Consider the following 14893-nt stretch of genomic DNA (forward strand, 5'->3'; position numbering starts at 1 on the left):
ATGGCCGCCGAGACCGAGCTGGTGCACTCCTGGGGCGGGACCTGGACGCACGAGGACGGCCTGTCGCTGGTCGGGAACCCGCTCACCACCTCCGCGGGCATCCTGCAGGAGCGGGGGGTCGACCTCACGGTCGACGAGATCATCGAGTACCTGAGCGTCCGGGTCCGGGCCGGGGTCGCGGCCAGCACGCCCTGGCAGCCGGGCGCCCGCGAGCTGCTGCTGGCACTGGCCGAGGCGGAGGTGCCGCAGGCGCTCGTCACCTCGTCCTACCGCAATCTGGCCGTGCCCTTCGCCGAGGTCACCGGGGTCTTCGCCACCATCGTCGCGGGTGACGACGTGCAGCACGCCAAGCCGCACCCCGAGCCCTATCTCACCGCCGCCGAGCACTTGGGTCTCGACGTCACCGAGTGCGTGATCGTGGAGGACTCGCCCTCCGGCATCGGGTCGGCGGTCGCCGCGGGTGGTCGAGTGCTGGCGGTGGAGGTGTTCACGCCGATCCCGGAGCTGCCCGAGCTCAGTGTCACCGGCTCGCTGGCGGACATCACGGTCGCGGATCTGGCCCGGATCGGCACGGGCGCGGTGCTGGACAAGCTGCGCTGAATCGCCGACGGCCCGAGTGCCACGTCGCTATCGTGGCGAGATGACCCGGGTCACAGCAGGGGTGCTGGTCCCCGTGGCACTCACCCGCGGGGCACCGACCCCGCCCGGCACCTGACCGCGCCCGAGCCGGGGGCGCTCGCACGGCACCCGGCGGTCCTGGCCTGTGCGCTGCTCACCCTGGAGCTGGTGGCGGGCATCCAGAGCTATCTGCTGGCCACGATCGTCCCGGTGGTCGCCGCCGAGCTGGACGGTCGGCACCTCTACGGCGTGATCACCGCGTCGGCCCAGGTCGCGATGTTCGTGACGATGCCCTGGGGGCCGGTGCTGCTCAGCCGGTTCCGCGCGGACCGGGTGCTGCTGGTCCTGACCGCCGTCACGGTGGCCGGGTCGATGCTGGCCGCGCTCGCCCCGACCATTCTGCTGTTCGTGGCCGGCCGAGCGGTCACCGGGCTGGCGACCGGGGCGATGGCAACCGTCTCGCTGAGCGCGATCGTCACCGTGCTGCCCGCGACCTGGCGGCGGGTCGTCCTGGCCGGTTACAACGCGGTCTGGGTGGCCGCGTCCCTGGTCGGTCCGGTGTATGCCGGCGCGGTGGCGGACACCGTCGGCTGGCGTTGGGCCCTGGTGCTCTACCTGCCGCTGCTGCTGGCGGCGCGGTGGGTCGCGGCCGGGCAGCTCCGGCGACGGCTGGGCAGCGGTGCGGACCGGCTCCCGGTGTGGGGCGCGCTGGCGGTGGCCGCGGGGGTGGCGCTGGTCGGGCTGCTCGGCGACGGCCGCTGGTGGGCGCTGGCGGCGGGGCTCGCCGGTGCGGTCCTGGCCCTGGCGGCGTTGCGTGGGCTGCTGCCCGCCGGGTCGTTGCGCGCGGCACGGGGGCGACCGGCGGCCGTCGCCACGCTGGGGCTGATCACGGCGGCGCACCTGGGGATGTGGTCGGTGGTCGCGATCCTGGTCCAGGACCGGCTGGGCGGGAGTCCGGGGCAGGCGGCGGTGGCACTGGCCGGTGGCGGGATGGGCTGGGCGGTCGCCGGGCTGGTCGTCGCCCGCTGGCCCGCCACCGCGCCGGGATACCCGCGCCGGATGAACGTCGGTCTGTCCCTGATGCTGCTCGGACTGATCGGGCTGGCGGTCGCCGTGGCCGACCCGGGCGGCATCGGCGTCCCGCTGGTCACGGTGGCCTGGACCGTGATGGGGCTGGGGATGGGGACCAGTTACCTGGACACCCTGAACCGGGTGGTGGACCCGCCGGTGGAGCAGGACGGGGTCGATCCGACCCACGCCGCCGGGGCCGCGGTGCTGGTGGAGTCGGCGGGCGGTGCGCTGGTCGGGGCGGCGGCCGCGGCGGCGTTCAGCCTCGCGCTGGACGGCCCCTGGCCGGTGCCGGTGATGACGGGCGTGTTCGTGGGTGCCGGCCTGCTGGTCGTGCTGGCGGGGACCACGTCGCGGCGAGCCGTGGGCGACGACCGGTCGATATCCCCGTGACCTGCGGCCCGACCGTCCCCTACCGTCGGCGGCTCCGTCGACGCACAGGGCGCCGACCCCGCGAAAGGTCACTCCCGTGTTCCCGGTCCCGCTGTCCGGTGCCCGTGCAACCACTCTGATGTGGGCGCACGAGCACGAGGTCGAGCCGAGCGCGCAGCAGCAGTTGCGTCACATCGCCGCGCTGCCCTGGGTGCACGGTGTCCGCGTGATGCCCGATGTGCACCTCGGCAAGGGCGCGACCGTCGGCTCGGTGATCGCCATGCGCGACGCGGTGTCGCCGAATGCGGTCGGGGTGGACATCGGCTGCGGGATGATCGGCGTGCGGACCTCGCTGACCGCCGCCGACCTGCCGGACGACCTGCACCGGCTACGGTCGCGGATCGAGGCGCAGATCCCGGTCGGCTTCCACGGGCACGACCGGGCCGTCGACCTGCGGCGGCTGCACCCGCTGGCCCGGGGCGCCCGGTCCGCCGAGGTGCTCGCCGGCGAGGACGCGTTCTGGGCCCGGTTCGGCTCGCTCAGCGGCGGGGTGGACCGGTTCCAGACCACGATCGAGCGGCAGATGGGCACTCTGGGTGGTGGCAACCACTTCATCGAGGTCTGCCTCGACACCGAGGACCAGGTGTGGTTGCAGCTGCACTCGGGGTCCCGGAACGTCGGGAAGACCCTGGCCGAGCACCACGCCGGGATCGCCAAGGGCCTGGAGCACAACCGGGCGCTGCCCGACCGGGACCTCGCGGTGTTCCTGGCCGGGACGCCGGAGATGGACGCCTACCTGAACGACCTGTGGTGGGCGCAGGAGTACGCGGCCCGGTCCCGGGCGGTGATGATCACCCTGGTCGCCGAGGCGGTCCGGGCCGAGTTCGCCGACCGGACGGTGACCTTCGACGAGGCGGTCAACGTGCACCACAACTACGTGGCGACCGAGCGGATCGACGGCGCCGACCTGATCGTGACCCGGAAGGGCGCGATCCGGGCCGGCGCCGGTGATCTGGGGCTGATCCCGGGCTCGATGGGCACCGGGTCCTACGTCGTCCGGGGTCTGGGCAACCCGGAGTCCTACTGGTCGGCCTCGCACGGTGCCGGGCGGCGGATGTCCCGGACCGCGGCCAAGAAGCACTTCACCCTGGACGACCTCGCGGCGCAGACCGCCGGGGTGGAGTGCCGGAAGGACGCCGGCGTGCTGGACGAGATCCCGGGCGCGTACAAGGACCTGGACGCGGTGATCGCGGCGCAGACCGACCTGGTCGAGGTGGTCGCGCGGCTGCGGACGGTGCTCTGCGTCAAGGGCTGACCGCTCGGGGGCCGACCGGACCGGTCGGCCCCCGAGCCGGCTCGTCACGCGAGGTCGAGCACCCAGGTCACCCCGGACGCCGACGCGCCCGAGCCGGTGGAGCTGGCCGAGGCCTTCCACCGGCTCGGCGCGCGGTTCACAGCCCGACCATCGCCATCCCGTTCTCGTCGTAGCGGTTCCCGCTGACCCCGATCCGGGCCGCCACGGCGTCCAGGTCCGCGACCTCGTCCGCCGACAGCGCCACCGTGGTCGCGGCCGCGTTCTCCGTCATCCGGCTCAGTCGCCGGGTGCCCGGGATCGGCACGATCCACGGCTGCTGCGCCAACAGCCAGGCCAGCGCGATCTGCCCGGGGGTGACGCCCTTGGCCTCGGCGATCGTCCGGACGTACGCCACCAGAGCCTGGTTCGCGTCCAGGTTCTCCGCCGTGAACCTGGGGACCCGGGTGCGGATGTCACCCGCGGAGAACGCCGTCGTGGCGTCTACCGTCCCGGTGAGGAACCCCTTGCCCAGCGGGCTGAACGGGACGAATCCGATCCCGAGCTCGGCCAGGGTCGGCAGCACCTCCGGCTCCGGGTCACGGGTCCAGAGCGAGTACTCCGACTGCACCGCCGTCACCGGGTGCACCGCATGCGCCCGGCGGATGGTGCCCGCTCCCGCCTCGGACAGCCCGAAGTGCCGGACCTTGCCCGCCTGCACCAGCTCCGCCACGGTGCCCGCGACGTCCTCGATCGGCACGTCCGGGTCGACCCGGTGCTGGTAGAAGAGATCGATGACGTCGGTCCGCAGCCGGCGCAGCGAGTCGTCGGCGACCTTGCGGATCTGCTCGGGCCGCGAGTCGACGCCCTGCATCGTCCCGTCGACGATGTTCCAGCCGAACTTGGTCGCGATCACCACCTGGTCGCGGATCGGCTCCAGCGCCTCGCCGACCAGTTCCTCGTTCACGTACGGCCCGTAGACCTCCGCGGTGTCGATGAACGTGACACCGTGCTCCACGGCGCCGCGCAGCACCCCGATCATGTCCTCGCGGCTGCCCGGGTTCGGCCCGTAGCTCTGGGACATGCCCATCGCGCCGAGTCCGACCGCCGAGACCTGCAGCCCCTGGCCGAGCGTGCGAACGTGCATGGTGGACCTCCTGAGACGTCGATCTGTCGATGACCTCAGTCGACCACCGGGCCGGTCGGCCGGGGAGTGCCTGTCGTACCGGGGTAGTCCGAGTACCCCTCTGCCTCCGCCGTCTCGGTCGCCGCCCAGGACGCCAGCAGTTCCAGCGCGTCCGCCGACGGACTGCCCGGCGTCGCGGTGTAGACCAGCAGGGTGAGGTCGGGTGCGGCCGCCACCGACAGCGTGTCGTACATCAGCTCCAGACGGCCGACCACCGGATGCCGGATCTGTTTCACCCCGCCGGTGTGCAGGTGCACGTGGTGCGCCGCCCAGCGGGTCCGGAAGTCCTCCGACCGGGTCGACAGCTCGCCGACCAGCGCGCTCAACCCCGGGTCCTGCGGCATCCGTCCCGCCGCCGACCGCAGCACGCCCACCGTGTCGTCCGCCGCCCGCTCCCAGTGGACCCAGAAGTCCCGCGACCGGTCGTCCAGGAACACGAACCGCGCGTGATTCGGCGGACCCGCCGGGCTGGTCAGCAGCGGGTGGTAGAGCGCCCGGCCCATCGTGTTCGTCGCCAGCACGGTCAGCCGGTCGTCGCGGACCACCGCCGGCGATCCGGTGATCGAGTCCAGCAGCACCCGCACGCTGGTCGGCACGTTCAGATCCGGTGTCGTCGACCGGCGTGCCGTCCGCGGGCCCCGGGCCGCCGACGCCAGATCCCGCAGGTGGCGCTGTTCCGCGTCGTCCAGCTGCAGCACCCGGCCCAGCGCGTTCAGCACCGAGTCGGACACCCCGCCGAGGTTCCCGCGCTCCAACCGGATGTAGTAGTCGTTCGACACCCCGGCCAGCATCGCGACCTCCTCCCGTCGCAGCCCCGGCACCCGGCGGTGCGTGCCGTACACCGGCAGCCCGGCCTGCTCCGGCGTGATCCGGGCCCGGCGCGAGCGGAGGAAGTCGCGCACCTCCTCGCGATTGTCCATGTCGTCACGGTACGGCGCGCCGGTCCCCGGCAAGGAGGCACTGGGAGTACCCGTCACGGCAGGCACTCCCGCACCCGCCCGTCCGGGTGTGCACTCGGACGATGGAACTCCTCGACCCCATCCCGAGCACCCGTGCGCCTGTCGACCTGTTCACCGGCGAGGTGTGGTTCGACGTCGTCGCCGCCCCGCCCGCCCCGGCCCGGTTGCGCGCCAACCTGGTCCGGTTCGCCCCCGGGGCCCGTACGCACTGGCACCGGCATCCCGGCGGGCAGTCCCTGCACGTCACCCAGGGCCTCGCCAGGATCGGCACCCGCGACGGCCGGGTCGTCGAGGCCCGCCCCGGCGAGACCGTCTGGTGCCCGCCGGGGGAATGGCACTGGCACGGCGCCGGGCGGGACGCCTTCACGGAGCACCTGGCGCTGTGGGAGCACGACGGAGTCGACGCCGAGTGGGGCGACGCCGTCTCCGATCGAGAGTACGACGCCCCGACCACGGAGGACCCGCGATGACTGCCTGGACTCCGGCCGAGCTGGCCGACTTCGACCACGCCGACGAACTCTCCGTCGCCAGCGACCGCCCCGACGGCACCCGCCGTACCGAGGTGACCATCTGGGCCGTCCGCGTGGGTGACCGTGCCTTCGTCCGGTCCGCCCACGGTCCCGGGAACGGCTGGTTCCACCGTGCCTCGACCGCCGGAACGGGCCACGTGCGGATCGGTGACATCGACCGGGACGTCCTGTTCCGGTCGCCCGAGGCCAGGATCGCCCCGGACGTCGACCGGGCCTATCACGCGAAGTACGACCGCTACGGTGCGCGGATCGTGGGCGCGGTGGTGGGCGAGGACGTGGTGGCGACGACGCTGGAGCTGCTCCCGGACTGACCGGCGGGGGACAGGGCTCCGGCGCCGGGGCCGACCCGGGTCAGAACGCCCAGGCCCCGAACCGTCCGACGGCCACCACCACCGCCAGTGCCAGCAGCACCGCGTTCACCCCGACGTTCTGCCACTCGGCGCGCCGGGCGTGCACGATCACGGCGCCGACCATGGTGATCGCGAGACCGGTCGCGGCCAGCGGCACCAGGATCGGTGCGATGTCCAGCAGCGCGGGCAGCACCAGGCCGACGGCTGCGAGCACCTCCAACGCGGCGATCGTCTTGACGCCGGCGACCGGCCAGTCCTCCACCCAGCCCATCTGCGGGGCGAGCTTCTCCCGGGGCTGGGTGAGCTTGAACAGGCCCGCGCCGAGGAAGGCGACGGCGAGGAACCCGGCGATGACCCAGAGGACGATGTCCACGGCTGATCCGATCTGTCGGTTGAAGAATCAACCGACACCGTAGATCACGACGCGAGCGGCACGATCCCGAGCGCCGACTCGACCGCGCCGGGCGGGATCTCGGGTGCGGTGCCCCCGTACGCGGGGCAGATCGCGCGGTGCGCGCACCAGTCGCAGAGCTTGGAGGTCCGGGTCGGCCACTCGCCGGTCCGGGCGCACTCCTCGATCCGCTCCCAGAGCGACCGGAGCCGCTGTTCGAGCGTGCGCATCTCGGCCTCGCTCGGGGAATGCCGCAGCACGGTGCCGTCGCCGAGGTAGACCAGCTGCAGCAGGGTGGGGAGCACGCCTCGCTCGCGCCACAGTACGTAGGAGTAGAACCGCATCTGGAACAGCGCGTTGCCCTCGTACCCGGCGCGCGGGGACTTGCCGGTCTTGTAGTCGACGACCCGGAGCCGGCCGTCGGGGGCGATGTCCAACCGGTCGACGATCCCGCGCAGCTGCGGTCCGTCGGCCAGCTGGGTGCGGACGTTCAGCTCCCGCTCGCCGGGCTGCAGCCGGTTGGGGTCCTCCAGGGTGAAGTAGGTGTCCAGCAGCAGGCGCGCGCTGGTCAGCCACTCCTCGCGGGCGGCGTCGTCCGAGAACAGCTCGACCACGTCGGGCTGTCGTTCCCGCAACCGGTCCCAGGCCTCGGGCACCAGGTCATGCGCGGCGGCGGGGGTGCGCTCGCCCAGCGGCAGGTCGTACAGCCGCTCCAGCACGCTGTGCACCAGGGTGCCGCGGGCGGCGGCGGAGCTGGGCGGTTCGGGCAGCCGGTCGACCACCCGGAACCGGAACAGCAGGGGGCACTGCTGGAAGTCGTTGGCGCGGGACGGGGACAGCCCGGGCACCCGGGTGCGGACGGCCTCGTGACCGGCGGACTCCTCGGCGTCGGCGGCGGACTCGCCGGGCACGACCACGGGCCCGTCGATGGTGGGTCCGGTCGGCAGCGGTTCGGTGTCGGTCACGGGATCGAGGGTAGGCGCTCCCGCCGACATCCAGGCCTGACCCGTAGCCTGTGCGCCGTGCCCCCTGAGCGTCCTCGCACCCGCGGCCTGGTGATCGGCCGGGTCGCCGGTGCCCCGATCGTCCTGACCCCGAGCAGCGCCCTGATGGCGGTGATCATCGCGCTGCTCTTCGCGCCGACGTTCAGCGGTCAGCTGGGGATCGGCACCGGGGCGGCGTACGGCATCGCGGCGGTGTTCGCGGTGATCCTGCTGCTGTCGATCCTGGTGCACGAACTGGCGCACGGTCTGGTGGCGGGCGCGTTCGGGCTGCGGGTGCGCGAGTTCGCGCTGACCCTGCTCGGCGGGCACACCCAGATGACGACCGCCCCGGCCTCACCCGGCAACGGCGCGTTGATCGCGGCCTCCGGGCCGCTGTCGAACCTGGTGCTGGCCGCGGTGCTCGGGCTCGGGGCGTCGGTGGCGCCGGACGGCGGTGCGGCCTACGTGGTGCTGTACACGGCGGCGTCGGCGAACCTGTTCGTCGGCGTGCTGAACCTGGTGCCCGGTCTGCCGCTGGACGGCGGGCAGGTGCTGGAGGCGGCGATCTGGGCGGTGTCCGGGAACCGCCGGCTGGGCGCGGTGGTCGCGGCCTGGGCCGGTCGGGTGGTCGCGGTCGCGTTCGTGCTGGTGGTGTTCTTCTGGCAGGCGCGCAGCGCGTGGGGGATCGACCTGTACCAGGTGGTCTGGGCGGCGGTGGTCGGTGCCTTCCTGTGGTCCGGGGCGACCCAGGCGCTCCGGCAGGCCCGCACCGAGCGCGCGGTGGAGGGGTTCTCGGTGGAGACGCTCGGTGCCCGGGCGGTCGGGATCGCGGCGACCGCCATGCTGGCCGAGGCGGACGCGGCACGCAGCGTGAGCGGCGCCGAGGCCGTGGTGCTGCTCAGCCCGGACGGTCGGCCCGCGGCCTACGTCGATCCGGCCGCCGCGCAGACCGTGCCCGCGGCGGAGCGGACCCGGGTCCCGGTGACCGCGGTGGCGGTGGGGCTGCCCGCCGGGGCAGTGGTCGACGCGGACCTGCGCGGTGGGGCGTTGCTGTCCGCGCTGTCCGCGGTGAGCCGGTTCGCACCGGTGATGGTCGCGGTCCGGGGGCATCAGGTGGTGGCCCTCGTGCGCGGCGCGGACGTGGCGGCCCGGTTGCGCTCCTAGACTTGCCGCCCGTGACCCACGACGACACGACCACCGACCCCACCGGCGCCTCGCTGCGCCGCGGTCCCTTCCGGGTCGGTGAGCGGGTCCAGCTCACCGATCCCAAGGGGCGGCTGCACACGATCACGCTGCACCCGGACGCCACCTTCCACACCCACAAGGGCTACTTCCGGCACGAGGACCTGGTCGGGGCCCCGGAGGGCAGCGTGATCGCGAACACCGGCGGCATCGAGTACCTGGCGATGCGTCCCCTGCTGTCCGACTACGTGCTGTCCATGCCGCGGGGCGCGGCGGTGGTGTACCCGAAGGACGCCGGGCAGATCGTGGCGATGGCGGACATCTTCCCCGGCGCCCGGGTGATCGAGGCCGGGGTGGGCTCCGGTGCGCTGACCATGTCCCTGCTCCGGGCGGTCGGCGACGGCGGCATGCTGCACTCGATCGAGCGGCGGGAGGACTTCGCGGCGATCGCCCGCGGCAACGTCCAGGCGTTCTTCGGCGGGGAGCACCCGGCGTGGCGGCTGTCGATCGGCGATCTGTCCGACGTGCTGCCCGGGGTCGCGGAGCCGGGCAGCATCGACCGGGTGGTGCTGGACATGCTCGCGCCCTGGGAGAACCTGGACGCCGTCGCCCGGGCGCTGGCCCCCGGCGGCGTGTTCATCAGCTACGTCGCCACCACCACCCAGCTGTCCCGGCTGTCCGAGGACCTGCGTGCCGACGGCCGGTTCACCGAGCCGCAGGCCTGGGAGACGATGATCCGCGGCTGGCACCTGGAGGGACTGTCGGTCCGCCCGGAGCACCGGATGATCGGCCACACCGGCTTCCTGCTGTCCACCCGTCGCCTGGCCGAGGGCGTGATCCCGCCGGAGCGCAAGCGCCGCCCCGCGCCGTCCAAGGACCTGGTCGACGAGTCGGGCGAGGTGGAGAGCACCCGGTCGCACCTGGACGTGCCGGACGAGGGCTGGACCCCGGAGGCGATGGGGGAGCGGCCGATCTCGGAGAAGAAGCTCCGCCGGGTCCGCCGCGAGGTCGGTCAGGCGCCCGAGGACCAGTGACACGCGGGTCCGCCTGCTGACCGCGTCGCGCGGAATGCCCCTGCGGGTGGTTAGCCTGCCGCATCGGCACCAGCTAGGAGGGACCGCGATGACGGAACCGACCCCGCAGGAGCTCCAGCGTGAGCTCTCGCTGCTCCAGGCCAAGAACGAACGACTGTCCGGCGCGCTGGTCGCCGCGCGGGACCAGATCATCGAGCTCAAGCGCCAGATCGACGACCTGGCCAAACCGCCGGCGACCTTCGCCACCTTCCTGTCGCCACGGGGGGACGGGACGGTGGAGGTGGTGTCGGCCGGGCGGAAGATGCACGTCGGCGTCAGCCCCAGCGTGAACACCCATGCGCTGCGACCGGGCCAGGAGGTCCGGCTGAACGAGGCGCTGACCGTGGTCGAGGCGGGCGGGTACGAGCGGGTCGGCGAGCTGGTCACGGTCAAGGAGCTGATCGGCACCGATCGTGCGCTGGTGGTCGGCCGGGGCGACGACGAGCGGGTGGTCCGGCTGGCCGGGCCGCTGCTCGGCGGTCGGGTGCGGGTCGGGGACGCGCTGACCATCGAGACCCGGTCGAACTTCGTGTTCGAGCGGGTGCCGCGGTCGGAGGTCGAGGACCTGGTGCTGGAGGAGGTGCCGGACATCGACTACACGGACATCGGTGGCCTGGGTCCGCAGATCGAGCAGATCCGGGACGCGGTGGAGCTGCCGTTCCTGCACCCGGAGCTGTTCCGCGAGCACGGGCTGAAGCCGCCGAAGGGCGTGCTGCTCTACGGCCCGCCCGGCTGCGGCAAGACGCTGATCGCGAAGGCGGTGGCGGCGTCCCTGGCGGCGACCTCGGCGAAGGTGCGCGGTGCGGACCCGTCGACCGCGACCAGCTTCTTCCTGAACGTCAAGGGCCCGGAGCTGCTGAACAAGTACGTGGGGGAGACCGAGCGGCACATCCGGCTGATCTTCTCCCGCGCCCGGGAGAAGGCCTCGCAGGGTCACCCGGTGGTGGTGTTCTTCGACGAGATGGAGTCGCTGTTCCGCACCCGCGGCACCGGCGTCTCCTCGGACACCGAGACCACGATCGTCCCGCAGCTGCTCGCCGAGATCGACGGCGTGGAACGGCTCGAGAACGTGATCGTGATCGGCGCCTCGAACCGGGAGGACATGATCGACCCCGCGATCCTGCGCCCCGGACGACTGGACGTGAAGATCAAGATCGAGCGTCCCGACGCGGAGGGGGCCCGGGAGATCTTCGGCAAGTACCTCACCCCGGAGCTGCCGATCCACCCGGACGACCTGGCCGAGCACCACGGGTCGTCGGCCGAGGCGGTGGAGGCGATGATCCATCGCACCGTGGAGCGGATGTACTCCGAGGAGGACGTCAACCGCTTCCTGGAGGTCACCTACGCGAGCGGGGACAAGGAGATCCTGTTCTTCAAGGACTTCACCTCCGGCGCGATGATCCAGAACGTGGTCGACCGGGCCAAGAAGTCCGCGATCAAGGACCTGCTGGCCACCGGTCAGCGCGGTCTGCGGGTGGACCACCTGCTGGCTGCCTGCGTGGACGAGTTCACCGAGAACGAGGACCTGCCCAACACCACCAACCCGGACGACTGGGCCCGGATCTCCGGCAAGAAGGGCGAGCGGATCGTCTTCATCCGGACGATCGTGCAGGAGAACAAGAACCGAGGGGGCGCTCCGGCTCCCCGGCGGATCGAGAACGTGCAGAGCACGGGGCAGTACCTCTGACGATGCTCATGGCGGCCTAGGCCGCGTCACAGCATCGGCACAGCGGCATTTGGGGAGATGGACGCATCCGGTTCACGGAGAGTCCATCTCCCCGACTGCTCGAGGTGCCCATGCCCACCGCTGCTCTGTTCGCCATCGACCTGGTCGCGATCTGCGTCCTGACCTTCGCGCTGTACTTCCCCCGCCACCGCCGTCGTGACCTGGTCGCGGCCTTCCTGGGGGTGAACGTCGGCGTGCTGGCCGTGGCCGGTGCGCTGTCCAACAGCACGGTCGGCGCCGGGCTCGGCCTGGGACTGTTCGGCGTGCTGTCGATCATCCGACTGCGGTCCTCGGAGATCACCCAGGACGAGATCGCGTACTACTTCTCCGCGCTGGCGCTCGGGCTGCTGGGCGGGCTCGGGCAGTCGCTCGGCTGGCTGGCCCCGGCGCTGATGGCGCTGGTGCTGGTGGCGCTGTACCTCGGCGACCACCCGCGGCTGCTGCAGCGGTACCGGCAGCAGATCGTCGTGCTGGACCACGCCTACGCCGACCGCGCCGAGCTGATCGCCCGGCTGGAGGACCTGCTCGGCGGGACCGTCCGCGACGTCACCGTGCAGCGTCTCGACCTGGTCGACGACGTGACCTGGGTGGACGTCCGGTACCAGGAGGGTCCCCGGACGGTCGTCGCCGAGCGGCTCCCGGAGGCCGAGTTGGTGGGCGGGTGGGCCCGATGAGCACGCTGGCCGACCTGCCCCCGATCGACCTGGCCGAGCTCACCGCGGACGCCGCGCTGATGACCCGGGTGGACCGCAAGTACGTCCTGCCGTCGTCGGCGCTCCCCGGCCTGGTCGCCGCCCTGCCGGACGGCACCCGGCGGCTGACGATCGACGGCCGCACCGACTTCGGCTACCGCTCGGTCTACCTCGACACCCCGGAGCTGGACTGCTTCCAATCTGCCGCCGGTCGCCGCCGCCGCCGGTTCAAGATCCGCACCCGGCGCTACCTGGACTCCGGCGACTGCTGGCTGGAGGTCAAGACCCGTGGCGCCCGCGGCGCGACGGTCAAGCAGCGCCGGGAGCACCCGGACCCGGACGGGCTGGCCGCCGGACTGCCCTTCGTCCGGGCGGTGCTCTCCGAGGCCGGGGTCCGGCTCCCCGCCAGCCTCGACTTCCGGCCGTCGCTGGTGACCGAGTACCGGCGCACCACCCTGCACCTGCCGGACGGCAGCCGGGCCACCGTCGACACCGGGCTGCGCTGGTCCGACCCGGAGCACCCGGTCGACGCCACCCTGCCCGGCCGGCTCATCCTCGAGACCAAGAGCGGCCACGGCGCCGGCTCCCTCGATCACACCCTGTGGCAGGCGGGACACCGCCCGGACCGGATCTCCAAGTACGCCACCGGCCTGCTGCTGCTGCACCCCGACCTGACCGGACGACCCTGGCGCCGCACCCTGCGCCGGGCCGCCGCCGACTGAAGGAGTTCCCCATGCGTCGCTCGATCCGCTCCACCGTCATCGCCGCCCCGCTCGCCCTCGCGCTGGCCCTGGCCGGCTGCTCCACCCCGACCGCCGACAGCACCAGCAGCACCGTGACCTCCGGCTCGGCCTCCAGCACGGCGACCACCGCCGACCAGGTGCTGGCCGAGAACGCCGACATCCGCACCTCCGCCGACGTGGACCCCGGCGACTCGACCGCCACGATCAGCCTGACCGGCGATTCCGCCACGGTGGACGGGGACGGGGTGAGCGTCGACGGGTCGACCGTCACGATCACCGCCGCGGGCACCTACACCGTCTCCGGCGAGCTCACCGGACAGCTGGTGGTGACCGCCGGCGCCGAGGACGACGTCGTGCTGATCCTGGACGACGCCCAGATCACCGGCTCCACCGGCTCGGCGATCCTGATCACCGAGGCGAACGCGGTCGAGGTCCAGCTGGCCGACGGCAGCACCAACACGCTGACCGACGCCGCCGGCTACACCAACGCCGACGGCCCCACCGCGGCCCTGTCCGCCGACGTGGACCTGATCATCTCCGGCGACGGCGCGCTCACCGTGACCGGCACCGCGGAGGACGGCATCGCGTCCTCGGACGGCCTGAGCATCGAGGGCGGCACGATCACCGTGACCGCGGTCGACGACGGGGTGCGTGGCAAGCAGTCGCTGTCGGTCAGCGGCGGCACGCTGGACGTGACCTCCGGCGGCGACGGCCTGACCAGCAACGAGGACGTCGACACCACCGAGGGCTTCGTGGTCCTGTCCGGCGGCACTATCACGGTGGACTCCGACGGCGACGCGGTCCAGGCCGAGACCGACCTGGTGGTCACCGGCGGCACCCTCGACCTGAGCGCGGGCGGCGGCGCCACCACGGCCGTCGACGACACCGTCTCCACCAAGGGCCTCAAGTCCGGTGTGCTCCTGGTGGTCGAGGACGGCGACATCACCGTCGACTCCTCGGACGACGCCGTGCACACCAACGGCACCGCCACCGTCAACGGCGGCACCCTGACCCTGACCACGGGCGACGACGGCATCCACGCCGACACCGCCCTGGACATCACCGGCGGCAGCGTCGAGGTCGTGGACTCCTACGAGGGCCTGGAGGCGACCGCGATCACACTCTCCGGCGGCGTCATCGAGGTGACCGCCTCCGACGACGGCGTGAACGCCGCCGGCGGCGAGACCGAGGACGCCCAGGGCGACTGGTCGGAGAGCACCGGCACCGCCACCCTGGACATCACCGGCGGTTCGCTCGTGGTGCACGCGGGCGGCGACGGCCTGGACGCCAACGGGTCCCTCACCATGACCGGCGGCACCGTGGTCGTGCACGGCCCGGAGTCCGGCGCGAACGGCGCCCTGGACTACGACGGCACCTTCGAGATCACCGGCGGCACGCTGGTCGCGGTGGGCACCTCCGGGATGGCCCAGAGCCCGAGCACCGGCGGCCAGGGCTGGATCAGCGCCCAGGTCCAGGTCGCGGCGGGGGAGACGATCCAGGTCGCCGACGCCGACGGCACGGTGCTGGCCACCCTGGTCACCGAGGAGCAGGTCAGCTCCGTGGTGGTCAGCCTGCCCGGGATCACCGAGGGCGAGGAGTACCAGGTCCTGACCGGTGGCTCCGCCACCGCGGACGCGACCGGCGGGTTCTCGCTCGGCGGGGACAGCTCCGGCTCCACCGTCGCCACCACCGTCACCGCGGGCGAGTCCGCCGAGGGCGGCATGGGTGG

Annotated in this window: 15 protein-coding genes; 11 read left to right on the top strand and 4 right to left on the bottom strand. The window is 72.9% G+C overall.

The genetic code is table 11. The features are described 5' to 3' along the window. From OGL89_RS15585 to OGL89_RS15595, 3 genes are all read left to right on the top strand, one after another. On the top strand, window positions 1-600 hold a 600-nt coding region (locus OGL89_RS15585), incomplete at its 5' end, for an HAD family hydrolase (RefSeq protein ID WP_263121080.1). 186 nt (window positions 601-786) lie between these two features. Beyond that, window positions 787-2079: an MFS transporter gene (locus OGL89_RS15590; RefSeq protein ID WP_263121081.1), complete on the top strand. Its 1293-nt coding sequence runs from the start codon at window positions 787-789 to the stop codon at window positions 2077-2079. 118 nt (window positions 2080-2197) lie between these two features. Next, window positions 2198-3373 carry an RtcB family protein gene (locus OGL89_RS15595; RefSeq protein WP_263121094.1) on the top strand — a complete coding sequence of 392 codons (1176 nt, stop codon included), beginning with the start codon at window positions 2198-2200 and terminating at the stop codon, window positions 3371-3373. A 136-nt stretch (window positions 3374-3509) separates the two neighbouring features. On the opposite strand, the gene OGL89_RS15600 is transcribed toward OGL89_RS15595, so the two are convergent. Beyond that, entirely contained in the window at window positions 3510-4496 is a 987-nt protein-coding gene (locus tag OGL89_RS15600) for an aldo/keto reductase (protein ID WP_263121082.1), read from the bottom strand. Window positions 4497-4531: 35 nt separating this feature from the next. After that, entirely contained in the window at window positions 4532-5455 is a 924-nt protein-coding gene (locus OGL89_RS15605; RefSeq protein WP_263121083.1) for a helix-turn-helix transcriptional regulator, read from the bottom strand. A gap of 101 nt (window positions 5456-5556) precedes the next feature. On the opposite strand from OGL89_RS15605, the gene OGL89_RS15610 reads away from it, so the two are divergent. Together OGL89_RS15610 and OGL89_RS15615 are read left to right on the top strand one after the other, a co-directional pair. After that, the gene (locus OGL89_RS15610) at window positions 5557-5964 is read left to right on the top strand and encodes a cupin domain-containing protein (protein ID WP_263121084.1); all 408 of its coding nucleotides are present in this window, start codon (window positions 5557-5559) and stop codon (window positions 5962-5964) included. Beyond that, entirely contained in the window at window positions 5961-6335 is a 375-nt protein-coding gene (locus OGL89_RS15615) for a DUF2255 family protein (RefSeq protein ID WP_263121085.1), read from the top strand. Before OGL89_RS15610 ends, OGL89_RS15615 begins: the two co-directional genes overlap by 4 nt. A gap of 40 nt (window positions 6336-6375) precedes the next feature. On the opposite strand, the gene OGL89_RS15620 is transcribed toward OGL89_RS15615, so the two are convergent. Both OGL89_RS15620 and OGL89_RS15625 read right to left on the bottom strand, forming a co-directional pair. Further along, window positions 6376-6747, bottom strand: coding sequence for a DoxX family protein (locus OGL89_RS15620; protein WP_263121086.1), 372 nt, complete (start codon window positions 6745-6747; stop codon window positions 6376-6378). Between the two features lie 44 nt (window positions 6748-6791). Then, the gene (locus OGL89_RS15625; protein ID WP_263121087.1) at window positions 6792-7730 is read right to left on the bottom strand and encodes a PD-(D/E)XK nuclease family protein; all 939 of its coding nucleotides are present in this window, start codon (window positions 7728-7730) and stop codon (window positions 6792-6794) included. 57 nt (window positions 7731-7787) lie between these two features. Here OGL89_RS15625 and OGL89_RS15630 point away from each other — a divergent pair, with 57 nt between their 5' ends. From OGL89_RS15630 to OGL89_RS15655, 6 genes are all read left to right on the top strand, one after another. After that, window positions 7788-8912 (top strand): site-2 protease family protein, encoded by a 1125-nt coding sequence (locus tag OGL89_RS15630; protein WP_263121088.1) that lies wholly within the window; start codon window positions 7788-7790, stop codon window positions 8910-8912. Window positions 8913-8923: 11 nt separating this feature from the next. Then, window positions 8924-9964: a tRNA (adenine-N1)-methyltransferase gene (locus OGL89_RS15635; RefSeq protein WP_263121089.1), complete on the top strand. Its 1041-nt coding sequence runs from the start codon at window positions 8924-8926 to the stop codon at window positions 9962-9964. An 88-nt stretch (window positions 9965-10052) separates the two neighbouring features. After that, the gene (arc, locus tag OGL89_RS15640) at window positions 10053-11690 is read left to right on the top strand and encodes a proteasome ATPase (RefSeq protein ID WP_263121090.1); all 1638 of its coding nucleotides are present in this window, start codon (window positions 10053-10055) and stop codon (window positions 11688-11690) included. 110 nt (window positions 11691-11800) lie between these two features. After that, window positions 11801-12403 carry a DUF4956 domain-containing protein gene (locus OGL89_RS15645; protein ID WP_263121091.1) on the top strand — a complete coding sequence of 201 codons (603 nt, stop codon included), beginning with the start codon at window positions 11801-11803 and terminating at the stop codon, window positions 12401-12403. Then, window positions 12400-13143 (top strand): polyphosphate polymerase domain-containing protein, encoded by a 744-nt coding sequence (locus tag OGL89_RS15650; protein ID WP_263121092.1) that lies wholly within the window; start codon window positions 12400-12402, stop codon window positions 13141-13143. Before OGL89_RS15645 ends, OGL89_RS15650 begins: the two co-directional genes overlap by 4 nt. A gap of 11 nt (window positions 13144-13154) precedes the next feature. Continuing rightward, a partial coding sequence (locus OGL89_RS15655) for a carbohydrate-binding domain-containing protein (protein WP_263121093.1) occupies window positions 13155-14893 on the top strand: 1739 nt, incomplete at its 3' end.

Origin of the sequence: Cellulomonas sp. RIT-PI-Y (assembly GCF_025642745.1) — a bacterium.
Taxonomy (GTDB): Bacteria; Actinomycetota; Actinomycetes; order Actinomycetales; family Cellulomonadaceae; genus Cellulomonas.

What these genes read in the sequence shown, in the direction of transcription:
- OGL89_RS15615 (WP_263121085.1), top strand. Translation starts at nt 5,961, where the DNA reads ATGACTGCCTGGACTCCGGCCGAGCTGGCCGACTTCGACCACGCCGAC.
- arc (WP_263121090.1), top strand. Translation starts at nt 10,053, where the DNA reads ATGACGGAACCGACCCCGCAGGAGCTCCAGCGTGAGCTCTCGCTGCTC.
- OGL89_RS15610 (WP_263121084.1), top strand. Translation starts at nt 5,557, where the DNA reads ATGGAACTCCTCGACCCCATCCCGAGCACCCGTGCGCCTGTCGACCTG.
- OGL89_RS15650 (WP_263121092.1), top strand. Translation starts at nt 12,400, where the DNA reads ATGAGCACGCTGGCCGACCTGCCCCCGATCGACCTGGCCGAGCTCACC.
- OGL89_RS15645 (WP_263121091.1), top strand. Translation starts at nt 11,801, where the DNA reads ATGCCCACCGCTGCTCTGTTCGCCATCGACCTGGTCGCGATCTGCGTC.
- OGL89_RS15595 (WP_263121094.1), top strand. Translation starts at nt 2,198, where the DNA reads ATGTGGGCGCACGAGCACGAGGTCGAGCCGAGCGCGCAGCAGCAGTTG.
- OGL89_RS15600 (WP_263121082.1), bottom strand. Translation starts at nt 4,496, where the DNA reads ATGCACGTTCGCACGCTCGGCCAGGGGCTGCAGGTCTCGGCGGTCGGA.
- OGL89_RS15605 (WP_263121083.1), bottom strand. Translation starts at nt 5,455, where the DNA reads ATGGACAATCGCGAGGAGGTGCGCGACTTCCTCCGCTCGCGCCGGGCC.